The sequence below is a fragment of the Gemmata sp. SH-PL17 genome, assembly GCF_001610855.1.
GTDB classification, from domain to species: domain Bacteria; phylum Planctomycetota; class Planctomycetia; order Gemmatales; family Gemmataceae; genus Gemmata; species Gemmata massiliana.
The window spans coordinates 4,569,430-4,592,422 of sequence record NZ_CP011271.1; the positions used below are offsets into that span (position 1 = coordinate 4,569,430).

Annotated in this window: 24 protein-coding genes and 1 tRNA gene; 13 read left to right on the plus strand and 12 right to left on the minus strand. The window is 63.4% G+C overall.

The window, feature by feature from the left end; all coding sequences use genetic code 11:
- Window positions 1-44: 44 nt before the first annotated feature.
- From VT84_RS38670 to VT84_RS18895, 4 genes are all read right to left on the minus strand, one after another.
- A tRNA-Cys gene (locus VT84_RS38670) sits at window positions 45-113 on the minus strand.
- A gap of 17 nt (window positions 114-130) precedes the next feature.
- The gene (locus tag VT84_RS38675; RefSeq protein ID WP_197909571.1) at window positions 131-397 is read right to left on the minus strand and encodes a hypothetical protein; all 267 of its coding nucleotides are present in this window, start codon (window positions 395-397) and stop codon (window positions 131-133) included.
- Between the two features lie 154 nt (window positions 398-551).
- Window positions 552-1,835: an RNA ligase gene (locus VT84_RS18890; protein WP_082840606.1), complete on the minus strand. Its 1,284-nt coding sequence runs from the start codon at window positions 1,833-1,835 to the stop codon at window positions 552-554.
- Window positions 1,836-1,932: 97 nt separating this feature from the next.
- Window positions 1,933-2,391, minus strand: coding sequence for a hypothetical protein (locus VT84_RS18895; protein WP_082840607.1), 459 nt, complete (start codon window positions 2,389-2,391; stop codon window positions 1,933-1,935).
- A 264-nt stretch (window positions 2,392-2,655) separates the two neighbouring features.
- On the opposite strand from VT84_RS18895, the gene VT84_RS18900 reads away from it, so the two are divergent.
- The 7 genes from VT84_RS18900 (at window position 2,656) to VT84_RS18930 (ending at window position 8,814) form a co-directional block, all read left to right on the plus strand.
- Window positions 2,656-3,762 carry a HEAT repeat domain-containing protein gene (locus VT84_RS18900; protein WP_082840608.1) on the plus strand — a complete coding sequence of 369 codons (1,107 nt, stop codon included), beginning with the start codon at window positions 2,656-2,658 and terminating at the stop codon, window positions 3,760-3,762.
- 18 nt (window positions 3,763-3,780) lie between these two features.
- The gene (locus VT84_RS18905) at window positions 3,781-4,275 is read left to right on the plus strand and encodes a dTDP-4-dehydrorhamnose 3,5-epimerase family protein (protein ID WP_082840609.1); all 495 of its coding nucleotides are present in this window, start codon (window positions 3,781-3,783) and stop codon (window positions 4,273-4,275) included.
- Window positions 4,276-4,448: 173 nt separating this feature from the next.
- Window positions 4,449-4,949 (plus strand): flavin reductase family protein, encoded by a 501-nt coding sequence (locus VT84_RS18910; protein ID WP_082840610.1) that lies wholly within the window; start codon window positions 4,449-4,451, stop codon window positions 4,947-4,949.
- Window positions 4,950-5,081: 132 nt separating this feature from the next.
- Entirely contained in the window at window positions 5,082-5,729 is a 648-nt protein-coding gene (locus tag VT84_RS18915) for a sulfite oxidase-like oxidoreductase (RefSeq protein ID WP_082840611.1), read from the plus strand.
- Between the two features lie 162 nt (window positions 5,730-5,891).
- Complete coding sequence (locus VT84_RS18920) at window positions 5,892-6,455, plus strand: hypothetical protein (protein ID WP_082840612.1); 564 nt, start codon at window positions 5,892-5,894, stop codon at window positions 6,453-6,455.
- A 172-nt stretch (window positions 6,456-6,627) separates the two neighbouring features.
- Window positions 6,628-7,653 (plus strand): hypothetical protein, encoded by a 1,026-nt coding sequence (locus VT84_RS18925; protein ID WP_082840613.1) that lies wholly within the window; start codon window positions 6,628-6,630, stop codon window positions 7,651-7,653.
- A gap of 219 nt (window positions 7,654-7,872) precedes the next feature.
- Window positions 7,873-8,814 carry a hypothetical protein gene (locus VT84_RS18930; RefSeq protein WP_082840614.1) on the plus strand — a complete coding sequence of 314 codons (942 nt, stop codon included), beginning with the start codon at window positions 7,873-7,875 and terminating at the stop codon, window positions 8,812-8,814.
- A 103-nt stretch (window positions 8,815-8,917) separates the two neighbouring features.
- On the opposite strand, the gene VT84_RS18935 is transcribed toward VT84_RS18930, so the two are convergent.
- The gene (locus VT84_RS18935) at window positions 8,918-9,769 is read right to left on the minus strand and encodes a DNA-methyltransferase (protein WP_082840615.1); all 852 of its coding nucleotides are present in this window, start codon (window positions 9,767-9,769) and stop codon (window positions 8,918-8,920) included.
- A 297-nt stretch (window positions 9,770-10,066) separates the two neighbouring features.
- On the opposite strand from VT84_RS18935, the gene VT84_RS18940 reads away from it, so the two are divergent.
- The 3 genes from VT84_RS18940 to VT84_RS18950 all read left to right on the plus strand — a co-directional run bounded on the left by VT84_RS18940 (window position 10,067) and on the right by VT84_RS18950 (window position 12,932).
- Window positions 10,067-10,870, plus strand: a complete 804-nt coding sequence (locus VT84_RS18940) for an ABC transporter permease (RefSeq protein WP_082840616.1) — start codon at window positions 10,067-10,069, stop codon at window positions 10,868-10,870.
- A gap of 79 nt (window positions 10,871-10,949) precedes the next feature.
- Window positions 10,950-11,726, plus strand: coding sequence for an ABC transporter ATP-binding protein (locus tag VT84_RS18945; protein ID WP_052554493.1), 777 nt, complete (start codon window positions 10,950-10,952; stop codon window positions 11,724-11,726).
- A 15-nt stretch (window positions 11,727-11,741) separates the two neighbouring features.
- Complete coding sequence (locus VT84_RS18950; RefSeq protein WP_052554495.1) at window positions 11,742-12,932, plus strand: glycosyltransferase family 4 protein; 1,191 nt, start codon at window positions 11,742-11,744, stop codon at window positions 12,930-12,932.
- 52 nt (window positions 12,933-12,984) lie between these two features.
- Here the strand turns inward: VT84_RS18950 and VT84_RS18955 are convergent, their stop codons facing one another.
- From VT84_RS18955 to VT84_RS18965, 3 genes are all read right to left on the minus strand, one after another.
- Entirely contained in the window at window positions 12,985-13,473 is a 489-nt protein-coding gene (locus tag VT84_RS18955) for an SRPBCC family protein (protein WP_052554497.1), read from the minus strand.
- Between the two features lie 12 nt (window positions 13,474-13,485).
- The gene (locus VT84_RS18960) at window positions 13,486-13,830 is read right to left on the minus strand and encodes an ArsR/SmtB family transcription factor (protein WP_052554498.1); all 345 of its coding nucleotides are present in this window, start codon (window positions 13,828-13,830) and stop codon (window positions 13,486-13,488) included.
- A 237-nt stretch (window positions 13,831-14,067) separates the two neighbouring features.
- Window positions 14,068-15,036 (minus strand): EamA family transporter, encoded by a 969-nt coding sequence (locus VT84_RS18965; RefSeq protein WP_082840617.1) that lies wholly within the window; start codon window positions 15,034-15,036, stop codon window positions 14,068-14,070.
- A gap of 241 nt (window positions 15,037-15,277) precedes the next feature.
- Here VT84_RS18965 and VT84_RS18970 point away from each other — a divergent pair, with 241 nt between their 5' ends.
- From VT84_RS18970 to VT84_RS18980, 3 genes are all read left to right on the plus strand, one after another.
- Window positions 15,278-15,544, plus strand: coding sequence for an SPOR domain-containing protein (locus tag VT84_RS18970; RefSeq protein ID WP_052554500.1), 267 nt, complete (start codon window positions 15,278-15,280; stop codon window positions 15,542-15,544).
- A gap of 182 nt (window positions 15,545-15,726) precedes the next feature.
- On the plus strand, window positions 15,727-18,174 hold the full coding sequence (locus VT84_RS18975) for a WD40 repeat domain-containing protein (protein ID WP_082840618.1): 2,448 nt from the start codon (window positions 15,727-15,729) through the stop codon (window positions 18,172-18,174).
- Between the two features lie 82 nt (window positions 18,175-18,256).
- Complete coding sequence (locus VT84_RS18980) at window positions 18,257-19,267, plus strand: hypothetical protein (protein WP_157469624.1); 1,011 nt, start codon at window positions 18,257-18,259, stop codon at window positions 19,265-19,267.
- A gap of 21 nt (window positions 19,268-19,288) precedes the next feature.
- Here VT84_RS18980 and VT84_RS18985 read toward each other — a convergent pair whose 3' ends face one another.
- The 4 genes from VT84_RS18985 to rimI all read right to left on the minus strand — a co-directional run bounded on the left by VT84_RS18985 (window position 19,289) and on the right by rimI (window position 22,954).
- Entirely contained in the window at window positions 19,289-19,957 is a 669-nt protein-coding gene (locus tag VT84_RS18985) for a lysophospholipid acyltransferase family protein (protein ID WP_052554510.1), read from the minus strand.
- A 26-nt stretch (window positions 19,958-19,983) separates the two neighbouring features.
- Window positions 19,984-20,646: a (d)CMP kinase gene (gene cmk, locus VT84_RS18990; protein WP_162271770.1), complete on the minus strand. Its 663-nt coding sequence runs from the start codon at window positions 20,644-20,646 to the stop codon at window positions 19,984-19,986.
- Window positions 20,647-20,737: 91 nt separating this feature from the next.
- Entirely contained in the window at window positions 20,738-22,303 is a 1,566-nt protein-coding gene (locus tag VT84_RS18995; RefSeq protein ID WP_052554512.1) for a hypothetical protein, read from the minus strand.
- A gap of 96 nt (window positions 22,304-22,399) precedes the next feature.
- Complete coding sequence (gene rimI, locus VT84_RS19000; RefSeq protein ID WP_052554514.1) at window positions 22,400-22,954, minus strand: ribosomal protein S18-alanine N-acetyltransferase; 555 nt, start codon at window positions 22,952-22,954, stop codon at window positions 22,400-22,402.
- Window positions 22,955-22,993 lie beyond the last annotated feature (39 nt).

Genomic DNA, 22,993 nt, shown 5'->3' on the forward strand with positions numbered 1-22,993 from the left:
GGGGCGCGGGACGAAGAATCGTCCCGCGCCCCGTTGTTATTGAGAGACGCCGTTGGGAGTTGAACCCACTCCGAACGCTTTGCAGGCGCCCGCCCGACCCGTCGGTCGGCGTCTTTTGCTGCTCGGGCTGTCAACCCTTCGGGGCGGTTTCGGCGTCGCCGGTCGCTCGCAAGTGCGCTTTGCTCAGCACGTGGAAGTCCGGAACCTGATCCGCTGGCAACCGGTTCTGACCTGCACCCGCAACGACCCAACCGTCGTCCCACACGCCGTTCTCGCGCAACTTCACCACGCGACCGGTCGTTGCATACGGCTCCGGAATCCACGACACCTGAACCCACTCGCCATTTTCAACGCGCTTGACTAATCGGCACTGTCGATAGAACACGACCTTCGCCATCGTAATCTCCACTAACGCCCCGAACAGTGTCCCCGCCAGGAATCGAACCTGGTCTGCGACCTTCGCAGAGTCGCGTGCATCCACCACACCCCGAGGACGGGTACGCAAGAAGGGATGTGGGACCGGCGTTTCAGGTTCGCGCGGGACTGATTTTTCAGGGCGTTCCGGGCAAAGTGGCGACCGCGTCTTTTGCTTCGTCGGGCGTGCGGACAGTTTGGCGCACAACGGCGATATCGAGCCGACCGTCGAACGCGGCGAACAGAAGCGGCTTCATCGGTAGTTTCACAGCCCGCGCCGCAAAGCACTTCCGCAAGAGCCGGTCGTTCCCCAGTCCGGCCTCGGCCTCGGCCTCTTTACGGAGGTCCGCGCCTACGACCTGCGCCCAATCACGCAGGCGCACGCAGTTCGCGATGTACCCGGCGAACACGTCGTAGTGCTCGCGGTAGAAATCGAGCACCTCTTCCGGAACTTGCTCTCGCCCAAGCGAACGTAGGTGTGCGGCCACGTCCGCCCAGCTCGTCCAGTGCGGGTGCGCGTCGATCATCTCGACCGTTCGGTCATACGTGCAGGTGACAACGAGCTTCAACACGCGCAGGTAGTCCGGCCCCTTCACCTTCACGCGGTACACCACCCGGTGCCCGTGCTCGATGGTGATAACCGTCCCCTCCTGGTCCGTTCCCGCGATGGCCGCCAGTAGGCTCTCGATCTGCTCGCCGATGTTGTTCCCCGCAGGCGTGAATTCGTCGACGTGTGCGAGCACGTGTGCCGTAGCGAGTGCTTTCACCTCGGCGTAAGTGCGGTAGCGGTGGTCCGTGCGGTCGAAGCACGCGAGCAGCACCAAGTCTTCGCGGTCACCGTAGTTGGTGATGACGCGCGTTTCCGGGTGAATGAACTCGAACACGAGCGTGGTGTTCTCAAACTCCGGCCGCGCCTCGCAAAGTGCGGGGTACTTTGCCTCCGCGAGTCGGCGCGCAGTTCCGAGGAAGTCGAACCCCACTGCACGACCGGAAGTATCCTCGTCCTGGACGCCGTAGCACGGGCCACCCTCGATCATCCCGCGCGTCGTGAAGTACACTCGCCCGTCGTGCTGGAAGCGCTGGAGCAGCGTCCCGTCGAGCTTGCGCAGGAAGTGCAGTCGGGCGTTCCCCGGTTCGGCCACGATCCCCGTGAGGTCGGCCGCGGACACGTCCTTCTCACCAAGGTTGTAAATCTTCACGAGCGGCAGCGACACCAGCTCGAACGGATCGCGCCGGTACACGATACCCTTCGCAAACAACTGGTGCGGCAACTGCGGCGTGAACAGCATCGCGCCCGCGTTCGCGAGCACGAGTGCGCCGGACTGGCGTTTCACGAGGAGGGGGTCGGCGTCGATGGCACGCAAGATGTCCGCGCCGTTCGTGCGTAACTCTTCCAACAAGTGATCGAGACGAAGATTCATATGTAGACGATGGAATTAGACACTTCCGAACGTGGCCCGAGCCTCTGACCCGAGCCACTGACACATCAGGACACCAACAGGTTCTAAGCGCTCCGCCCTACTCTGGATCGGCCGGCGGCGGTTCGGGAACAGCATAAGGTAGGGGCAAGAACACGAACACGGTCTTGTCCTTGAAGAGCGCGCGGTGCTTGTCCGCGAGCGGGCCGATCAGCAACACAACTGGTGTCGGCTCCTTCAGCAACTCCGCGAGCTTATCGGCACCGATCGCCTTCCCCTTCACGTCCGTAGCATTCAGGTTCTTCAGTTCGTGTGCTTGAGTCACGGTACTGGTCGTGTACTCGAGCACTGTGCGCTTCTCGATCACGTTCTTCCCGTTGATGTTTACGGTCACCTCAACGACCCTGGCGACCGGAACCGCTTTCTCTTCACTCCAAGTGAGCTTGCCCTTCTCGACTTTCGCATCAACGATCTGGAACCCGAGCGGCTCTTGTGCCGACACGCGACCGGGGAGACACAAAAGCACGAGCACTGCGAGTGCCACAACGATTCGCCGCATGTTTGAAATCCTCGAAAACAGGGGACCGTACTCAACGGTATCGCGGTCGCCAGATCGAGTCAACGGCGCGCCAAATCGAGCACGAGGTCCACAACACAGTACCCGCGCACATAGACACCCAACTCGCGGCAGTGGTTCAGCGAGCTGTCGCACCCGACGTCTTCGCGTTTGCCAGGGAGCGCGGAGTCCACAGTTGCGATTGACGGCGCTGACGAAGGAATCTCACAATGTCCGCCTGTAACGGACCTGCGATCGGAGGTGCCCATGCGTGCCGTTCTCGCCGTTCTCTTCGCGCTCGTTGCCGTGCCCACGTTCGGGGAAGAAAAGGCCAACAAAGCGAAGAAACCGGAGCCGAAGTACGAAGGAAAGCCGCTCGGGTACTGGGTTTCGCAGTTCCTGAAGGGGGACACCCCCGAACAGCGGCTGCCGGCAGTTGCAGCGCTGCGCTCGTTCGGTCCGGACGCGGCACCGGCGCTACCGACGTTCACCGAGATGCTTTTAGACCATTCAGAGGCGTACCGGCTGCAAGTGCTCAGCATCGTGAAAGAGATCGGTCCGGCAGCAAAAGATGTCCGGCCAATCCTTCTGAAGATGTTGAAAAACAAGAAGACGTCCCCTACACAGGTCGTCGAAGCACTTGTTGCGATTTGCCCGGAACCGAAAGACGCGGTTCTCGCTCTCACCCCACTGCTCGGTGACTCCGCCCTAGACTGCCGACACGCTGTTTACCAAGCACTCTGCGATATTGGTCCCGCTGCTAAGGATGCGATCCCGGCCATTCGGCGCTTTGTAATAGAGCAGCTCACTGATAATAATCCGTGGTTCGGGTTCGATCTGGTTCCGTTGCGCAAATTAGGGCCAGACGTGGTGCCACTTTTGGCAGACGTGCTGGACGCAACAAGTTCCGGACGCCACGCCGTGCTCGACCGCCTGACAGAATTCGGCCCCAAGGCAGCACCTGCCGCACCCGCGCTGTCGAAACTCTTGAAGGACGAAAATCCGCACACGCGGTATCGCGCAGCGATCCTGTTGTGGAAATGTGCGAAAGACCCTTCCGGCGTGCCCGTTCTTGCCGAACTGTTGACGCAGCTCCCGTCCGTCTATTTCAGCTCGCCGATTGCGAGTGTGGGTCCGAAAGATCCCACGTTTCTCACGTTTGATGCGGCTCGGGAACTTGGTGAAATCGGAGTAAAAGCGCGGGCCGCTCTGCCCGCGCTTCGTGAGAGAGTTGTAACTGGTTTGGGAGCCGCTGTGACATCTGGAGCACGGTACGGAGAGCAAGTCGCTGATCCCGAACTCAACGCACTCGTAATGCTCGGACAAGCCGCAGAAGAGGCCATCACTAAGATCGAGCAGGGACCGAAGAAGTAGCCAAGCCCCGGATACCCGATGAATGTTCCCCTGCCGAAATACGTTGAGCGCGGACCGATCCACGACGTCGCGTGGGTGCCACTGAAGTTCTTCACCGACCCGCGCGGGTGGCTCGTCGAGCTGTTCCGCAACGACCTCGTGCCGCCCCAATTCCACCCGGTCATGGCTTACGTGTCGATGACCAAGCCCGGCGTCGCGCGCGGGCCGCACGAGCACATCGACCAGGCCGACTACTTCTGCTTCACCGGGCCGTCTACTTTCCGGGTGTACTTGTGGGACGCACGCAAGGACTCGCCCACGTTCGGCGCGAAAGAAGTGCGCGAGGTGGGCGAGAGCACCCCGTTCGCGCTCATCGTGCCGCCGGGGGTAGTTCACGCCTACAAGAACGTTGGTGACAAGGACGGGTGGGTGTTTAACGCAGCGAACCAGCTCTACGCCGGGTGGCTCAAACAGGAACCCGTGGACGAGATCCGCCACGAAAAAGATCCAAACAGCCCCTACCAACTGGACTGATCCGCCAGTTCAATTGAGACCGCGCACCTCGCGCGGTCTCAATGAGTTTTCACTTCACTTCGCGGTTCTTGGCGGACCAAAACGACTCATGAGAACGATGTGACGGTATTGGGGGCGGTATTCCGGTCGCGCGCGGGATCAACCGCGTGACGGTTTCGCCCTCAAACGGTAGCATGAATCGCATGACACACGCGACCACCGACCCGTCCGAGTCACTCGCTGCCGCGCTCGGCCGCGTACCGAGCGGGTTGTACGTCCTCACCGCGCGCAACGGCGACGACGAGACCGGGATGCTCGCGTCCTGGGTGCAGCAGTGCTCCTTCGATCCGCCCCAAGTGTCGGTCGCGGTGAACAACCAGCGATACGTGCTCGACTGGTTGCAGGACGGCGCGGTATTCGTGCTGAACGTCGTTCCAGAGGGCGGAAAGGCTCTCGTCGCGCACTTCGGGAAAGGGTTCTCGTCGGGCGAGCCGGCCTTCGAGGGACTGGAAGTGACGCGCGAGCGCGGAATCCCGCCCGTGTTGCTGGCAGCCCACGCTTACCTCGTATGCCACGTCGCGAACCGCCTCACGGTCGGTGACCACACTCTCATCGTCGGCCGTGTCACCGCAGGGGCCGTGCTCCACGACAGCAAGCCCACGGTTCACGTGCGCAAGAACGGGCTGAAATACTGAAGCGATTATCAGTCAAGTTCGCCGAAAGGTGCTTCCGGGGCGGACCGCGAGCGACGCAACGGTGCGGGATTTGCTGACTTAAGGCTCGTTCCCCGAAGTGCCTTTGGTCGTGAGATATCTTTGGAACCCCTCATGGCCGACGAGCCGATCATCAGTTCGGATACTCAGCGCGAGAACCGCGTGCCCCCGCGCCAGGTTCTCACGCAGAAGTGGCCGGTACTGCACGCCGGAAGTGTCCCGCCATTCGACCCGGCGAGGTGGACGCTTTCACTGTTCCCCGCTCCGCTCATCGGCGCCATCAAGCAGTTCACCTGGGCCGAATTCAACGCCCTCCCGCGCCACCGCGTGTTCGCGGACATGCACTGCGTCACGCGCTGGAGCAAGCTCGACAATTTGTGGGAGGGCGTCGTCACCCGCGAGTTGCTGAACCACATCACGCTGGCCCCGCGTGCGAAGTTCGTGATGGTTCACAGCGAGTACGGGTTCTCCACGAACCTGCCGATCGACGACTTCTTTGCAGAGGATTGCCTCTTCGCCACGCACCACAACGGCGAACCGCTCACGCCGGAGCACGGTTACCCGGTCCGACTGGTCGTTCCACGGCTGTACACCTGGAAGAGCGCGAAGTGGGTCCGCGGAATCGAGTTCATGGAAGAAGACCGGCCCGGATACTGGGAAAGTTTGGAGAACGGCGGTTACCACATGCGCGGCGACCCGTGGACGGGTGGTCCCGATGGTGACGGCCAACGCTTCCGTCCTGAGACCGAAAGCGGGCACTGATTTGCGAACGCAAACCCGTATTCTGCCTCGATTTCTGACGATCCCGAACGAGACTTGAGACAAATCGGGATTTCTCCAAACTCGCGCCGCCGGTATCTCGTCGTATATGAATACCCGCAACTCGCGCGGGTCACCCTCAAGCCCTCTCCCGGAGTGCTGCCGATGCTGACTTCGCTGGTTCTGTCGATGACTCTCGCGGCCCCGGTTCCCGCTCCCGCTCCACCCGTACCCGCCGGCCCAGCGCCTCGCATTCTCGAACTGAAGGCCGACGCAGACGGCAAGATCATGGTCGTCGTAACTCGGACGGAAAAGCTGCAACCGCCCGGCGCTGCGGTCAACCCGAACGGCGCGGTCCCCGTCGTCGCCCGCGCGAAGTCGGTCGAACTGGGCGAAGTGAAGGATCTCACCGTCACCACCGCCGACGGCAAGAAGCTCGATACCGAAGAGGCGATCAAGAAGCTCGTGAAGGGCGGAACCGTGGTTGTCTCCGCGGACGGCAAACCGGTCAGCCCGACCTTCCTGAAGATGTTCAAGGACGACGTGCTCGTGCTTGCTTCGCCCGAACTGATGGGCGGCGCCCTCCCCGGTAAACCGCTGCCAGGCGGCGTGCGCCCGCCGATCCAGATCCAACCGGTGGCCCCTGGCATCCAAATCCAGCCCGCCGTAATCCAGATCCAGGTCGCGCCCGCTTTGCCGGCTCCCGTACCGGCTGTGCCGGTGAAGTAATTGGCACCGCACAAATGACTGAATGACGAAACGCACGTCGGCGGGAGGAAATACCTCCCGCCGACGTGCGTTTTGCCTTGGAACAACAAACCAACTCCTTTACCAGTCCCGTTCGCTCGGTTATCCTTATTTCGATTGCCGTTTCGCCAATTCAACGACGGAGTCACACCACATGTATTCCTCGCTGGTGCTCTCGACGGCACTGCTCGCCCCGGCCGCACCGATCCCGCGCGACTCCGGCCCGAATGCGACCGGCCCGGCGCCGCGCGTGCTGGCGCTGAAAGCCGACGAGAGTGGCACGGTCCGCGTGATTTACACGGTGCCCATCAAGCAGACCGTCACGAGTGTCTACTTCGAGATGGAAGGGAACCAGCAGGTCCAAAAGCAGATCGAACACGACGTCGTCAACAACCAGTACTTCAACAGGTCTCTGTCGGAGTTCAACGGCAAGTTCACGACGGCCGATGGCACCCCTCTGACAGCCGACGAAGCCGCCGCGCGCGTGAAAAAGGGCGCGACCGTACTGGCCTCCTCGGACGGAAAACCGATCGGCAAGACGTGGCTCCGGTCCGTCGCACCAGAGACGGTGATTATGGTCGCCGACGGCCTCTCGCACGCGAACATTCAGTGGGGCGGTGCGCCGTACCCCAGCACCCCGGCCCCGCAACTCACGATGCTCACGACCGACGACAAGGGCACAGTTACCGTCCCAACCACTAGTCAGCCCACGAACAACAACGGGTACGACGAAGTGATGTGGGACGGTGGCGGCCGGGCGATCCGCATTCGGGGCGGGCGCTTCATCGGCAACGGCTACTACGGCGACGGGCAGACGACCGATGCGAAGGTCGTTCCCAAGCCCCTGAACGAAGTAAAATTCGACGCTTACGACATCAAGGGTAAGCTCGTCCCCAAGGGCGAAGTGCAAAAACGCCTCGCCGCGGGCGGTATGGCGATCGTGGCCGGCGACGGACAAATGCCCGACGAAACCTACCTCAAAGGCTTCCACGACGACGTGCTCGTACTGGTCGGTGCAGAACTCGTGATCCCGATCACGCCCATTGACCAGACCAAGAAGAAGCAGAACGGAAGTTTCGTCAAGCGCAACATCCTGCCGGTCGAGCAGACGGCCCCGGCCGCTGACCTGCCCCGGCTACGAGCGGCCCCGGTCCTGAGAGTCGGCGTGATAAAGGGCTGATCTCGTTCCCACGACACAATCGTTACGCCCGGCGCACTCGCGCCGGGCGTGGTTGTTTCCCGACCGAAAATCCCGCGCAAGAACCCGTTACCGCAACAGTCCGAACCGTGTCAGGTCGGATTGCAGGGGGCGGGGAACTCCGGTATACCGGCCGACCCAGGTTATCACATCACGCGGCGCCAACCTGGAGGGCGCCGTTTGCCAGAGTGGGAGGGAGCCGTGATTCAGAGGCGGGACGAGCAGGACACGGACGATCTGAGCCGCACGACCGAGATGATGGCCTACGAGTCCACGCGGTCCGCGTCCGAACCGGCACCGGAAAAGGGCGCGGAGCCCAAAAAGGAAGAAGAACAGATCTCACTCTTCTGGCGCGTGTTCGGCGGTACCATTTTGAGTATCGTCGCGCTGGTCTCGATCACGCTCTTCAACAACATGTCGTCGAGCATCACGGAACTCCGCACGGCGCTGAGCAACGAGCGCGAAGCGCGGGCCGAACTCGTGAAGAAGGACGAGTTCAACACCCGCGTGACCGCCCAGTACGAGCGGATGCGGGCCATCGACACGGTGAAAGTCGAACTCGAAGGGCTGAAAGAAAAGATCAGCACGAACACCGCCGCGGTGGACGGCGTCAAGCGCGACACCAACGCCACGATCGAGTCCATCAAAAAGGACGCCGCGACCTCCGCCGATGCGATGAAGAAGGACGCCACGGCCCTCGAAATCCTCAAGGAACGGGTCGTACTTCTGGAAGGCGTAAAGAAGGACATCGCGAGCCTGGACACCATTAAAGAGAAAATGGTGGCGACCGCGGCCGATCTGAAGTCGATGCGCGACGACCTCCAGAAGCTCGCCGGCGAGGTGGACCGGAACAAGAACTCGGACCTGGAGCGCAAGGCCCTCCGCGACTCGCAGCACAAGCAAGTGGACGAGTCACTAAAGGAGCTTCAGAAGGGGCTTCAGGATTGCCGCGAGAAGCTCGCGCGATTGGAAGGTGCTCAGCCGAAACCCTCGGCCGACGTGCCGGTTCCGTTCTCGCGCCCGGTCGAACCGAGCAAGCCGAAACCCTCGGGTACGGCGTCCCCGGCGAAGCCGAGCGAAATCAAACCCGCCGGGGGTACTTCCGATCCGGGTTCGTCGAAATCCGGTCCCGAAGGCGAGTAACGCGGCTTTGCTCCCGACCGCGTCTGATTGCACAACTCCAGGGTCGCTGGGTGCCTCAAGCACCCAGCGATTGATTCTTTTCTACCCACTTCGACCGACCACGCTATCGCTTCACAGCCACGCGCTTGGCAGGCTTCGGCATCACCGGTTGTGCGTCGGCCACGCCCTCGGCGAATTCGACCATTTGCAACCGCTTGCGCACGCCGTCCGCATACTGCTCCGACAGTTCGACGCCGAGGTATTGGCGCCCGAGTTTCTTGGCGACCGCGAGCGTGGTGCCGCTGCCCGCGAACGGGTCGAGCACCAAGTCCCCCTTCTCCGACGCGACACGGACGATGCGTTCCAGCACCGCTTCGGGCATCTGACACGGGTGCCCGGTGCGCTCGCTGAAGGTGCCGCACACGCGCGGGACGTGCCACGTGTCCGATCCCGACTGGAAGTGAACGTCGCTCTCCTGCGGCCGCAGCACCCAGGTATCGTCTGGGAGCTTGCCCACGGGGTTCGCGCGCCGGTCCGCGTAGGTCGTCATGCGGGCGCTGGGCACGCGGACGGCGTCCGGGAAGAATTTATAGTTCTTCGGGTCGCGCACGTAATACAGGATGTGCGCGTGGCTCCGGTTGAACTTCTTGCTACAGTTCACGCCGAAGGTGTAGTGCCACACGATCCAGTTGCGCATCGTCAGCCCGAGTGCGTCGAGGCGGACCTTGTGCTCGGCCACGAACTCGTCGCCGATGGCCAGGAACAGCGACCCGTGCGGCGCGAGCGCCCGGACGGACGCGGCGAGCCACTTCTCGGTCCACGCGAGGTAGTCCTCCTTCGCACGCCGGTCGTCGTACACGTCGTATTGGTAGCCGATGTTGAACGGCGGGTCGGCGAACACGAGGTCCGCGCACCCCGCCGGCAGATCGGCCAGAACTTGAATGCAATCGCCTTCGAGCACGTCGTTCGTCCGCATCGCCGCACCTGTACCGAGTACAACCGTGTCCCCTTAGCTTACCGGTATAGCTAGGACGCCCAACACAATCGCGCACCGCGGCTTTACCGTAACTGTGAAAAATTGGGGAACGGGAGTTAGTCTGTAGCGATCGCGCGACGTGTGCGGGAAAGTTGGGCTAGCGAGACTGGAGCGGGATCGCTACTCTCTCCACCCTCTGTCGGGCCGATCGGCAACCGGGTTTTCGCGGGCGCGAACCGCCGAAAAACCTGTGCCCGAGGGTCGTTAGGGTCGTTTCGCTCGCCTGTGGGATCACGGATGTTCCGTCACCTGTCCTCGCTCTGGACCGCTCGCCACTTTCTGCTCGCGCTGGTCAAACTGGACCTGCGCTTGCGCTACCGGCGCTCGGTTCTTGGGATCGGGTGGTCGCTGCTGAACCCGATCGCCATGACCATCGTGTTCACGGTGGTCTTCAGCCAGTTGTTCGGGAACGGGAACCCGGTCGAGTACGCGGCGTTCGCGCTGGCGGGGCTGGCCGTGTGGAGCTTCCTGCGCGACGCGGCCACGATGGGCAGCAAGGCCCTGCTGATGAACGAGTCTTACATCCGGCAAAGCCCAATGCCGTACACGATTTACACGCTCCGCACGGTTCTGGGACAGGCGATCCACTCGTGCATGGCGCTCTCCGTAGTGGTCGCGCTGGTCGTAATCTGGCGGGGGAACGCGAGCGCGTTCATGGGGCTCGCGGTCGCGATCCCGGGGCTACTGCTCGCACTTATTGCGGCGTGGGCCGTGGCCACCATCGGTGCGTTCATTACCGCGTTCTTCCACGACACCGCGCACCTGCTCGAAGTGGGCGCGCAGATCGGGTTCTTCCTCACTCCGATCATGTACCGCCGGGACATCCTGGACGACCGCGGGATGAGCTGGCTCGCCGACATCAACCCGGTGAACCTGTACCTGACACTGATCCGCGAACCGCTGCTCGCACCGGACCCGGTCGCGTTGGTCTCGCACTTCGGTCCCGAGTACCTCTCGGCAATTGGACTTACCGTTGGGCTCGGCGCACTGGCCATCGGCGTCGTGAGCTGGCTGCACAAGAAAGTGATCTTCCACCTATAAACCGGCCCCGCGCCGCTCGGTGCTCGTCCACGGGATGGAGCGCCGATTCGATATTCCCAACTTCCCGAGACGCGCTTTCATGGCGAAGATCGAACTTCAGGACGTGTCGGTCACGTTCAACGCGCACCAGCAGAAGCGCGTGAGCTTCAAAGAGTACCTCGTGAGCGGGCTGTTCTTGCGTTCGATGAACCCGCCGCTCCGGGTCCACGCGCTGCAGGGGATCAACCTGTCCGCGCGCGACGGCGACCGCATCGGCATCATCGGCCACAACGGGGCCGGTAAGAGTACGCTGCTGAAGACGCTCGCGGGCATCTACCCCCCGACGAACGGCACGCGCGACGTCGAGGGAAAGATCTGCTCGCTGTTCGACATTACGCTCGGCTTCGAGTTCGAGGCGACGGGCTGGGACAACATCATGTACCGCGCGTACCTGCAGGGCGAGACGCCGAGCAGCATCCGCGGGAAACTGGACGCGATCGCGGAGTTCTCGGAACTCGGCGACTTCCTCAACATCGCGGTGCGGAACTACTCGGCCGGCATGCAGATGCGCCTCGCGTTCTCGATCGCCACCGCGATCGACCCCGAGGTGCTCCTGATCGACGAGGTGCTCGCGGTCGGCGACCTCGCGTTCCAGAACAAGGCCAAGGCCCGGATGAAGGAGCTAATGAAATCCTCGCGGCTCATGGTCATCGTCGCCCACGACCTGAACGCGATTCTGGACATGTGCACCCACGTCATCTGGATGGAACACGGCCGCGTTCGTGCCGAGGGCGCGCCGGGAATTGTCGTAGAGCAGTACATCGCGGCGGCGGCCGCGGCTTCCGGTCAGCTACCCGAAGCGTTAAAGGCGGCGTAACCCAGAGGGCTCCGCGTGCGCGTGCTGTTCAACGGGGTCACGACCCTCAAGCCGAAGACCGGGATCGCGCACGCCGCGGCGAACCTGCACGCGGCGCTCGTCTCCACGTTCCCGCGCGACACGTTCTGGATGTACCCCGGCGCCCGCGCCGCGGATTTCGCGCGCCGGTTCTTCAAGCCCGCGAACAAGTCCGGCGCGCCCGCGAGCAAGTCCGCGAACCCGCTCAAAAGTCTGGCGAAGAAAACCGTCGGCGCGGTCGCGAAGATCGGGTTCGCGGCCCACTTCCAGGCGGTTGCACGCACCGGAAAGTTCGACCTGTATCACGAACCGAACTTCGTTCCGTTCCGGACCGGGTTGCCGCTCGTCGTCACAGTGTTCGACCTCTCGGTGCTGCTGTACCCGCAGTGGCACCCGCCCGAGCGCGTGAAAGCACACGAGGCTGCGTTCGCGCGCGGGATCGAACTCGCGGACCACATCATCGTCGGCACCGAGGCCGTGCGCACCGAAGCTCAACAGCACCTCGGGCTCGCGCCGGACCGCGTGACCGCGATGCTCTGCGGCGTCGGCCCGCAATTCCGACCTCAAGCACCGAGTGCCATCGCCGCACTCCGCGCGAAGCACAACCTCCCGGCGCGCTACACGCTGTACGTCGGCACGATCGAGCCGCGCAAGAACATCGGGACGCTCCTCCGCGCGTTCTGCGCATTACCCGCGCGAGCACGTGAAGCGTGCCCGCTCGTGCTGGCCGGTGGGTGGGGCTGGAAGACGGAAACCGAGCGCGCGATATTCGATTCCGAAGCCAAGTCCCTCGGCGCGATCCACCTAGGTTACGTGCCCGATGAAGACTTGCCCGCACTCTATGCAGGTGCGGAAGCCCTGCTCTACCCGAGCTTCTACGAAGGATTCGGGATGCCACCGGTCGAGGCAATGGCGTGTGGCACCGCGGCCGTGACATCGACCGCCGACGCGGTGCGCGAGGTGGTCGGAACGAACGCCCTCACGATCGACCCGAACAACCTCGATGGCTGGCGCGACGCGCTGGCCCGCATCGCCGCGGACCGCGAGTTCCTGGCGTACTATCGCCGGCGCGGGATCGAGCACGCGGCCGGATTTTCGTGGGAAGCTTGCGCCCGGATCACGCACGGCGTGTACCGCAAGGTACTGGGGCTCCAGCAAGAAGAGCCACAATTGCGCCGAGCAGCGTAACCCACACCACATACCCCCGCCCTTGCGGGCGGGGTTCACAGAACCACTACACCTATACTGCGACACCCATGAGGTACTCGTCCAGCCGGTCGTAACCCGCGGCCATGCCGTGCTCCATGCCGGACGCCAGTGCCCCGTCGCGGGCCTCCTTCGACGGGTACAGGACGGTGATCGTCAGGAGCGTTTGCTCCCCTCGGTCCGCAAGTACGAGCGTCGTGAGCTGTTCGCCCATTTGCGGAATGCACCCCGTCTCGAAACACTCGGTGCGCACGCTCCGCTCGGGCGGAACGATCTCGCGGTACACGCCGCTCATCGTCATCCCGGCGCCGTCCGGTCCGCTCCACGCCCAGCGGAACTTCCCTCCCACGCGCGGATCTTCCTCGCATACTGTCATCTCCCAGCCGGGCGGCCCGAACAGCCAGCGCTTGAGCAGCTCGGGCTTCGACATCGTCTCCCACACCAGCTCGCGCGGTGCGTTGAACGTGCGAGTAATCACGATCTCGCGCTCACCGGACGTGGTAACACTCAACTTGTTCTTCATGGTCGCACTCCATCAGTCTTTCTTGGGTTTCTTCGCGGACTTCAACTCTTCCAACAGGTCGTCGAGGCGCTCGAAGTTCGCCTCCCACAGCGCGCGGTAGTTCTCCAGCCACTCGTTGGCCTCGGCCAGCGGTTCGGGCGCGATCCGGCACGGGCGCTTCTGGGCGTCGCGCCCCCGTGAGATCAGTCCCGCTTTCTCCAACACTTTCAGGTGCTTGGAGATCGCGGGCTGGCTCAATTTGAAGGGCGCGACCAGTTCCGTGACCGTGGCCTCTCCTTGTGCGAGACGAGCCAAGATCGCGCGCCGGGTCGGGTCGGCCAGCGCCGCAAATGTGGCGTCGAGCCGGGCGGTCGCCATTGGTGCATAACCTCCGAGTTGTATAACCGAATGGAAATATAACTAGCGCGCGGAACCCGGTCAATCACCGTAGGTCGCGTTTCAAAAAACGTGTTGGGCAACAACGGGTTGAACCGGTCAGAACGCAGATGTGTTCTGTGAGAAGTGCTCGTGCGCTGAGAGGATTTGCTTGTGGAACAGGCCGCTGACCTGTGGAGACGTCTCCACAGGTCAGCGGCCTGTTCCACAAAACCGAAGTTACTCCCCAGCACCAACAGCCGCGACTTCGGTCGGCTCGGTCGAGCGTTCTTGTTGCGCAGCTTCGGGCTTCTTCCGCGGCCACACGAGCAGCATCACCCCGAGCACAACCAACCCCGCCGCAATGCCGGTTCGTTCGCTCACGATCTCGTCGGCCACAACCCAACCGAGTAGCGCGGCACCCCAACCGAGGAACACCGCGACCACCGGATTCACGAACGCATACGTACCGACCAGCGCGGGCGACGTGACGGTCAGGAGCCATGTGTATGCTGGGATCGCAACCAGGGCCGCAACTGCGAGGTACACCCATGCGGCCATCGATTTCACGGATATGGCAGCCAAATTCAGGCGCTGAGTCTCACCGAGCGCTAGCCCGAGCACCACCATGACCAACCCGCCGATCAGCATCTGCATCCCCGCGACACGAACCGGCGACGGGGGAAGTTCGGAGTATCGATTCAGCAGCGAACCCACGGCCCATGCGATCGCTGCGAACAGGAGCACGCCGATACCGATGGGATTGATGCCCCCCGGCGCAGATAGAACTGCGACGCCACTGAGTCCGATCCCGAGTCCGAGCAACTCCACGAGGCGCGGCACGGACCGCCCGCCGTACCCCCAATCGAGTAACAGTAACCATACGGGCAGAGTCGCGATCACGAGCGACGCGGCGCCGGACGGAACCGCTTGCTCGGCCCACGTCACACCGCCGTTGCCGAACACGAACAACGGGATCGCGGCGAGGGCCGCGTTGCGCCAGTGCAAACGAGTGGGTCGCGGATGCCCCGCTCGCACTCCAAGTGCGTAGAGAATCGCGCCCGCGGTGAAGAGTCGAGAACCGGCCATCAGGAAGGGAGGAATGGTGTCGATCGCGATCCGAATTGCGAGGTAGGTCGAGCCCCACAGGATGTAGATCGCGGCGAAAGCAAAGAACAACTTGATGCGAGACGGAGGTTCCGATCCCATTTCATTCCCCAATCGGCGAAGTCCGAATTCGTTACGGCGCAAGGACTACCACCGGGTGGCCCCGGCCTTTCAACAGAGAGTCCACAGACACACGTGCGGCACGCGAGGTTCGATGCAGGCGCGGAATCGCGGGTGAGTCCCGGATGAGAGGCGCGTCCGGCCCGCGCAACGCCACCGAACCCATCCGTTCTACTCACACGAGGGCCGAACAGAACCCGGCCCGCGACAAAGGAGAACGACCATGATCCGCAAGCTCATCCTGTCTGCTGTGATTGCCACCGGGACGCTGACCGGCCTGACCGCCGGCTCCTCGACTGCCGAAGCCGCGGCGCCTGCCACCTTCGATCGCGATCGCCACGGGGTGCGGTTCGAGGTGCAAGTCCGGTACCGCGGGTTCTGGAAGACCTACGGCACCTACCGCGACCGCGACGACGCCCAGCGGGTCGTGCGGATGCTGGAACGCCAGGGCCGCGACGCCCGGATCGAAGTTGAACGCGACCGCTGGTAAGCTCCCGATCCGCAACACACGGCTCGTGAAGTCAATGGCTTCACGAGCCGTTTTCGTGACGCGATGGAATGATTTCAGGAAGACCATTTCGAGGCGAGAATTTCCGTGAGTGTTGAGCGGGTCCGGCGTCTACTTTCTAATGTGAGACGCCTCGAACCGGCTCCTTCATTGAGGTTCCGCCAATGGCTGCCCGTCCCGGGTCGTGGATCTTAGCGGGAGTGTTGTCGTGCGGCGCAGCCGGCCTCGCGTTCGGGCAAAAAGACCCACCCGCCCCTGCCCCGCCCCCGAAGCTATCACCCAAACAACCCGCGAAGGGATCGAACGGGCTGGCCGAAGGCGTGATCGCGCGGCTCGGAAAGACGCGGCTGCGCCACGCCGAGCGCCCCACGTGTGTCGCATTCGCACCGGACGGCAAGACGTTCGTTACGGGAGGCGAGGACGGCACCGTTCGCGCGTGGTCGGTCGCGACCGGCGATCAGGTCGGTATCGTCCAGCGCCCGGCCATGAGCGTGGAAACGCTCCGGTACGTCCACGGTGGGACTAAGCTCGCGGTTCACCACAGCTCCGAAACCGTGATCCGGTTACTCGACGCGAAGACGCTCCGCGAAATCGATTCCGTGCCGTTCCCCAACCCACACCGGTTCGGGTTCAGTACCGATGGCTCGATGGTCATCACGTCCGAACCCACCGGCAACGCGGTCGTCACGGAGGTAGAAGGCAACCTCCCGAAACTGGAACTGACTCCCGCCGACTACTTCGATTTCCGGCCCGACGGCAAGGCGGTCGCGGTGGCCAGTGCGAAGGGCACTCTGACAGTTCACCTCATCACCGGTGGGAAACCGGTGTTCTCCCTCAAGGATCTCGGGAACATCTCCGGCGTCGCGTACAGCCCGGATGGAAAGCGCATCGCGATCGGCTCGCGTACCCCCGCGGGTGTGGATACGGTGCGGATTTTCGCGGAGAACAATCCCAAGCCGCTCACCGAAATCGCCGGCGCGAACCTTCCGCGTGCGTGGATCAGTGGGGACGTGCTCGCGGTCGGCAACGGCAGCGACGCGGGGGTGTACAACCTCAAAACCAACGAGTGGGCCGGGCGCATCAGCGGGGCGTTCGGCGAGTTCGCGGTATCTCCGGACGGGACGAAACTCGTTGCCACAGGGAACGGCGGGCTGCGTGTGCGCTTGTGGGATCTGACCACGGGCAAGCAACTGCACGCAGAAGACGACAGCTTCCCCGACCCGGCGCTCATGCTCGGGTGCGCCGACGGCAAATCACTGTTCCTGCTCACCACGGAGACCGCGTACCTGTGGCCCGTCGGCGCGGATAAGGCCAAAGTCGTCGGAACCCTTCCCGGGCGCGCTGTTTCGGCAGCAGTGAATGGCAGCACGCTCGCGATCGCCACCCCCGACGCGGTCGTCGCGTTCACCGACTTCGACCCGCTCAAAGGGCTACCCTCCAAGCCGGCCGTCACGTTCGAGGGAAGCGCGGGAGCGAAAGTCGTTGCTATTTCACCAGATGGCAAGCGCGTCGCCTGGACCGTCGATGGCGGTAAAGTGGTGATTGCGAGCGCGACGGGCAATACACGAGTGGAACTCCCACCCACCACAACGTCGATCATGGCACTGGCGTTCGACCCGTCCGGCGAGAAGCTCGCACAAATCGGGCGCGACGGGTTCGTTCGACTCTGGAGCCTGACCGAAAGCGACAAAAAGCCCAAGGAACTGTGGATCGTCCGGATCGGGCGGGGGCAGCGCGCCGCGCTCGCATTCAGCCCGGACGGAAAGCTAATCGCTGCAGCATCGCAGGCCCAGGTTCCGGTGTTCAACACGGCGGACGGGTCCGAGGTCTTCAAGGCGGACCGCTACAGCGAAGACGGCTACGCGCACCACGTGGCCTTCAGCCCCGACAGCAAGCTGCTGATGTTTGGTTCCAGCGGAACGGCCGGCCGCGTGGAAGTGTGGGAGCTGGCCACGCAGGGGCTGGTCCGAAGCTACACCACCGGGTACGGCGGAATCTCGCGGCTCGCCGTCTTCCCGGACGGAACGCGCGTCGCGTCCGCGGGCGCGGAAGAAGCCGTAACGGTCTGGGATCTGACGTTCCGCAGTACGAAACCCGCACCAACCGCCGATGAGTTACGCACCGCGTGGATCAGCCTGGAATCGCCCGATGCGGCCGTGGGGTACCCTGCAACGAAGCTCCTCGCGGCAGCGGGTGAAGCCGGCACCGAGACCATTGCCCGGAGTGCAAAGGATCTGCTCACGACGCAGCAGAAAATTCAGAGTTGGGTCGATGATCTCGCGTCCGAAACCCTTGCCGTCCGCGAAGTCGCGTCGAAACAGTTGTTCGACCTCGGCACGCGCGCGATACCCACACTCACCGCCGCGTCGAAATCAAAGAACACCGACCTGCGCGACCGCGCTCAGGCGCTTTTAAGCAAGATGGAAGAAAAGGGGTTGAGCACACCCGCACACGGCTTCGTCGGCGATTCGATTCGTCTCTACCGTGCTGTGCAAGCACTCGAAGCGATCGGCACTCCCAAGGCGCAAACGGTACTCAGTGAAATCGCGACCACGAGCGGGCGCCCGGGCGACGAGGCCAAAGCCGCACTCGCGCGGCTCAAGAAGAAGTAACAAACGCACAATCGGCGCTCGCCGCTCCAGTTCCCGGATGTATGATCGGGGCAGCCCAGCTTCCGCGGAGCGAGCATCGGCCATGACCACTCTGACCTGCCCGAAGTGCCGACAGGGGATGCCCGAAACTGCACTGGACACGGGCCAATGCCCGGCGTGCGGATTCCCGCTCGAAGGACCGGTCGTTCTCAACGAGCAGCAACGCCAAGAGAGCCGCCCGTTCCCGGTCCTGATACTGTCGATTGCGGTGGGTGTCCTCGCGATCGGGACTTACGCTTACTTCAAACGGCCCGAAATTCCCCCGCGAAACCTCCCACCGGAACGCCCGCCCGTAACACCGGAACAAGAAAGTGCGGTCGCGAAGCACATTCTCCCGTTTACTCCATCATCGCTAACCAACAACGCGCCGAGAAGCGAGCGGGGCGCCCCCAACCCCGCCGACCCGTCCAGCACGGTCGACGACAAGAACGCGCAAGAACGTACCGCGGTCGTGGAGCCGAAAAAAGAAACTCAGCGGCCGACCGGCGCTGTGATGAAGATCGACCCCAAGATCGCGCCGAAGCGCGACTTCGACAACCCCGACGACACGGCCACCCTTCCCGACCTCGCTACCGGTGACCGGGTCACCCTCACGGGGAAATTGCGTGTGCTCAAGATCGGTTCGGTGAACGGGAAAGCCTCGATCGATGCCACGGGCTTGGTGGCCGAGGAGATCGTCATTTCGGGCGATCTAAACGGCGAAGCGGTCGTGCAACTCAACGCACCGAACGGAAAAGTGACTATCGGCGGTTACGTCGGTGGCTCCTCGAAAATCACCATCGTCGCGCCTGGGGGCGAGGTGATTGTTCTGGAGTCATCCGGGCGCTTGACGGATCGCTCAACCACGGTCGTCACCGCAAAGCGCCTGGAAATCGCAGGGAAAATGCTCGGGAACTCGCGGTTAGTTGCGACGCTGACAACGGATGGGTTACTGAAGGTGACCGCCGCCGAAGACAACGCGACGCTGACCTACAAAAAGGCCGCCGAGAGCGACCCGCCGATCACTATCGAGAAGGGCGCAATTCGCGGTGGAGCGAAGGTCATCGGAGAATGACTCAGCCGCGGAAGTTGAAAATCACTTCCGGCGCAAGCGCTCGGCGTCCGCATGCTGAGCAACTAGCGCGCGGTGCAGGTCATCGAGCATCGCATCGCGTTTCATGTTCTGGTAGCGCAGGGGGTCGATGGGTTCGCCCACCGAAATCGCGATCGTACTCGCTTCCGGCGGCAGCATGAGCGGAGACAGCTTCGGCACCTTCATGTGCCGCGACCACGCCGCGAACGCCCCCGCGATGCCGACCGGCACGATCGGGCAGTTCACGCGCTTGATGAGCAGCGACACACCGGCCTTAAGCGGCTCCACAGAGCCGTCCTGCGTGCGCTCGCCCTCCGGGAACACGAGCACCGCCTGCCCCTGCCCCAGCGCGTCCAACACCGCCTGGATGCCGTCCTTCCCCATGCTCCGATCGATCGGGATCGCGTTCAGGCTGCGGATAATGGGAGCCAGTCCGCGCTGCTCGAATAGGTTCTTGCGCGCGAGGTACGAGAGGTAGCGCCGCGACGACAGCCCCACCATCACCGGGTCGAACATCGACTGGTGGTTCGCGAGCACCAGCACCGGCCCGCGGAGCGGCATGTTCTTCCACCCGCTGCGCCGGATGCTGAACCCGAACGTGAAGAAGGTAAACGAGGACCAGAAGACGGTGTCGTACCACATGCGGCCGACGAAATTCGGGCGGTCTGCCATATCCGAAGTGCTTTCTGTTCTGGCGGTCAGCGCCGCGGACATGTGCGGAGGTCGCGGACGACGTTCTCTAAGCGGTTAATGACTTCGTTCGTGGTGAGGCGCGTGGTATCGAGGACCATCGCGTCGGGAGCAGGAGCCATCGGAGCGAGTTCGCGGAGGGCGTCGCGCCGGTCGCGTTCTTCCTGATCGCGCATCACGTCTTCGACGCTCACCACGTCGCCCTTGGCCGCGAGTTCGGCTGCGCGGCGTTCGGCGCGCACGCGCGCATCAGCGACCAAAAAGAACTTGCAATCGGCGGTCGGGAACACGAACGAACCCTGATCGCGCCCGTCGCAGATCATGTCGTGCCCGGTCGCGGCCGCGCGCTGAGCGGCCACGAGCATCAGGCGCACCGCCCGGTGAACGGCCACCTCACTTGCGCCACGCGACACCTCCGGCGCACGAATCGCCGTCGTCACGTTCTCGCCGTTCAACAGGATAGAGCCCGGTGGAACTTCGACGCGAACCTCTGGCAACGCGGCCGTGACCGCAGTCTCTTCGCTGGGGCGAATGCCCAACCGCAGGACCGCGAGCGCGACAGCGCGGTACATCGCGCCCGTATTCAAGTACTCGAACCCCAAGCGGGCCGCGAGTTCTTTCGTAACAGTGCTCTTCCCGACCCCGGACGGGCCGTCGATGGTAACGATCATGTCTCGCGCGGGATGCGGAGTGCGGAACTGAAAACCAAGAACGGAAGACAATCGTCTTCCGTTCTGAGTATCGTGCCCGCGCTTCTCGGGGTTACTTGATTCGCAGCGTAACGGTTTCCTTGTCCTTGATGACGCTCCGCGTGGCCGCGGCGCCGGACTGAAGGAGTTGGTAGGTGAACTCTCCGGCCGGCACTTCGACATCGATCTTCGTGTTCGGTGCGATCCGGTGCGACTTCTCGTTGATGACCATCGAGATCTCAACCGGGTACTCGTTCACCACCTTCACGATGCCCCGCGGCTTCGCTTCGGGGACGATCGCCGGCTTCAACGCGGTTTGCGTCTTCAGCGATTTGAGTTCGTTGTCGAGTTCCGCAATGCGGTTCCTCAACCGCTTGATGTCCTCAACCGCACCGGGATCACTCGGAAGCGTGATGCCGACACTATCTTTCTTACCGGTCAGCAGTTCGGTAAGTTTCTCCACTTTCGTTTCGAGTTCCGCGATTCTTTTGGTCGCCGCAGTCAGATCTTTTTTGAGTTTTTCTGTCTCGGTTTCTTCAGCTTTGACGGGGACCGTCGGGATCACCGGCACGACGGGCGGAGCGGCCCGGGCCTGCTCCGCGGTAAGCATCGCCCCGCTAAGGACCGCGAGGGCGGCCGTCTGTTTGAAGTTGAGCATGGCGGTGTCTCGTGGTGTCGAATTCAGTGGGTTGCCCGCCGGGGCCGGGTACACGGACTTATCAGTCGAACCGAACGACAATTCCGGCGGCTTCGACTGATTGGTCGGCAGCGCCGGCACGTCGCGCCCGCCCGGACTGGTGGGCGGGAACCCTGCGGGTACCGCTGGCGCAATCGGCGTTGGATTGAGCGTATTCCCTGGAATAGCCGGGTTCAAGCCAGAATCCGGTTTGCCCGGTAACATCGGCTGCGACGGTTCGGTATTTTGTACCGGTGGTAACGACGGCGCAATCCCCGCAGGTGAGGGAAGGACCGGCACTACCGGCGCGGGCGGTGTTGGAACCATTAGCGACTTTTGCGGCTCGGCTTTGTCTTTTTCACCCGGGAATGGAGGAAGCGCTGGCGGCGCGCTCGGGCCGCTCGGCTTCGGCACTGGCAAGACGGAAGCGGGCGGCACAACCGGGGCCGGTGGCATCAGGTCCGCGGGCGGGGCCGGAATCGTCAGCTTCGCATCTGGCAGCGTCGGCGCGCTGGGGAGTTTCGGCAAATCAATTGGCGGAAGTGACGGAACGGGAGGCAGCAGGTTCTTGTCCGCTCCCGCACCAGCTTCGGGCGCACGCGGACCAGCCCCGACCGGTTCGAGGTTCGGCGGAAATGGTGCGGGCGGAGCGGGAATGGCAGGCACGGTCGGAACGGCGGGCACAACCGGGCTGGGAGTCGTGGGTGTGGGGATCGGGAGCGCGGCCCCGGCCGGAACAACACCCTCGCTGGATGCGGGGGGCGTGTCGCGTCGGTCCACTTCCGCGACCGCCGGCGCTGCGGGAGCCGCTGAACGCGACCAAGCCGCGTCTTCGATCACTGGCGCGGACGGTTCTTGCGACCCGGCACGCGCCCGAACGCCGATCAGCCCGCCCGCAACGACGCTCCCGCCGACCGCGATCGCCGCAACCTTGCGCCACCACTGTTTGCGTTCCGTCGTCATCGGGGCGTCCTTTCACGTTAGTCGCGTAGGTCAGTCGCGTTCGCCGGAAACACGGGTCGGGCGGATGCGCTCCGCCCGACCGCTAGCTCGTCGCTCTCAGCTCTCTTCAAACATCGCGACGCGGTTCACCGGTTCGCCGCCGAACTCGGCCCATTCCTCTTCCGCCGGCTTGTATTCCATCAGGTAGGCGTCTTCGCCGCTGTCCTCGTAGTAGTTCCGGAGGACGCGAGCCGCCTTGAACCGGTGCGACCGGAAGAACAGTTGCGCGGCCGTGTTTCCTTCGCGCACCGCGAGCGTGAGCTTCTGCCGGCGGTGGCTGCACAACTTGTAGATCAGTTTGCCGATGAGCAGCCCGCCCACCCCGCTCCGGCGAACCGCCGGGGCCACGGCGAAGTTCAACAGTTGCAGGCGCGCGCGGTGCAACTCATAAATCATGAACCCGATGATCGTGTCGCCGCGCTCGGCGACCATTCCGATGCAGTTCCGCTGGCGCAGGCACCGGAGGAAATCGTCCTCGGTCCAGGCGTACTCGAAACTCGACAGCTCGATCCCCATCACGTCGGGCATGTCCCGCCGGATCATCCAGCGGATGTGGATCGCGTTCGCGTCCGTCTCGACCCGGTCCCTGCGCGGCGCACGACTAATGCTCATGAACGGACTCCCTCCCCCGACCGGCCCCGCAGCGCATCC

What these genes read in the sequence shown, in the direction of transcription:
- VT84_RS18925 (WP_082840613.1), top strand. Translation starts at nt 6,628, where the DNA reads ATGTATTCCTCGCTGGTGCTCTCGACGGCACTGCTCGCCCCGGCCGCA.
- VT84_RS18975 (WP_082840618.1), top strand. Translation starts at nt 15,727, where the DNA reads ATGGCTGCCCGTCCCGGGTCGTGGATCTTAGCGGGAGTGTTGTCGTGC.
- VT84_RS18890 (WP_082840606.1), bottom strand. Translation starts at nt 1,835, where the DNA reads ATGAATCTTCGTCTCGATCACTTGTTGGAAGAGTTACGCACGAACGGC.
- VT84_RS18945 (WP_052554493.1), top strand. Translation starts at nt 10,950, where the DNA reads ATGGCGAAGATCGAACTTCAGGACGTGTCGGTCACGTTCAACGCGCAC.
- VT84_RS18995 (WP_052554512.1), bottom strand. Translation starts at nt 22,303, where the DNA reads ATGACGACGGAACGCAAACAGTGGTGGCGCAAGGTTGCGGCGATCGCG.
- rimI (WP_052554514.1), bottom strand. Translation starts at nt 22,954, where the DNA reads ATGAGCATTAGTCGTGCGCCGCGCAGGGACCGGGTCGAGACGGACGCG.
- VT84_RS18970 (WP_052554500.1), top strand. Translation starts at nt 15,278, where the DNA reads ATGATCCGCAAGCTCATCCTGTCTGCTGTGATTGCCACCGGGACGCTG.
- VT84_RS18905 (WP_082840609.1), top strand. Translation starts at nt 3,781, where the DNA reads ATGAATGTTCCCCTGCCGAAATACGTTGAGCGCGGACCGATCCACGAC.
- VT84_RS18920 (WP_082840612.1), top strand. Translation starts at nt 5,892, where the DNA reads ATGCTGACTTCGCTGGTTCTGTCGATGACTCTCGCGGCCCCGGTTCCC.
- VT84_RS18965 (WP_082840617.1), bottom strand. Translation starts at nt 15,036, where the DNA reads ATGGGATCGGAACCTCCGTCTCGCATCAAGTTGTTCTTTGCTTTCGCC.
- VT84_RS38675 (WP_197909571.1), bottom strand. Translation starts at nt 397, where the DNA reads ATGGCGAAGGTCGTGTTCTATCGACAGTGCCGATTAGTCAAGCGCGTT.
- VT84_RS18910 (WP_082840610.1), top strand. Translation starts at nt 4,449, where the DNA reads ATGAATCGCATGACACACGCGACCACCGACCCGTCCGAGTCACTCGCT.
- VT84_RS18935 (WP_082840615.1), bottom strand. Translation starts at nt 9,769, where the DNA reads ATGCGGACGAACGACGTGCTCGAAGGCGATTGCATTCAAGTTCTGGCC.
- VT84_RS18985 (WP_052554510.1), bottom strand. Translation starts at nt 19,957, where the DNA reads ATGGCAGACCGCCCGAATTTCGTCGGCCGCATGTGGTACGACACCGTC.
- VT84_RS18895 (WP_082840607.1), bottom strand. Translation starts at nt 2,391, where the DNA reads ATGCGGCGAATCGTTGTGGCACTCGCAGTGCTCGTGCTTTTGTGTCTC.
- cmk (WP_162271770.1), bottom strand. Translation starts at nt 20,646, where the DNA reads ATGATCGTTACCATCGACGGCCCGTCCGGGGTCGGGAAGAGCACTGTT.
- VT84_RS18960 (WP_052554498.1), bottom strand. Translation starts at nt 13,830, where the DNA reads ATGGCGACCGCCCGGCTCGACGCCACATTTGCGGCGCTGGCCGACCCG.
- VT84_RS18980 (WP_157469624.1), top strand. Translation starts at nt 18,257, where the DNA reads ATGACCACTCTGACCTGCCCGAAGTGCCGACAGGGGATGCCCGAAACT.
- VT84_RS18915 (WP_082840611.1), top strand. Translation starts at nt 5,082, where the DNA reads ATGGCCGACGAGCCGATCATCAGTTCGGATACTCAGCGCGAGAACCGC.
- VT84_RS18900 (WP_082840608.1), top strand. Translation starts at nt 2,656, where the DNA reads ATGCGTGCCGTTCTCGCCGTTCTCTTCGCGCTCGTTGCCGTGCCCACG.
- VT84_RS18940 (WP_082840616.1), top strand. Translation starts at nt 10,067, where the DNA reads ATGTTCCGTCACCTGTCCTCGCTCTGGACCGCTCGCCACTTTCTGCTC.
- VT84_RS18955 (WP_052554497.1), bottom strand. Translation starts at nt 13,473, where the DNA reads ATGAAGAACAAGTTGAGTGTTACCACGTCCGGTGAGCGCGAGATCGTG.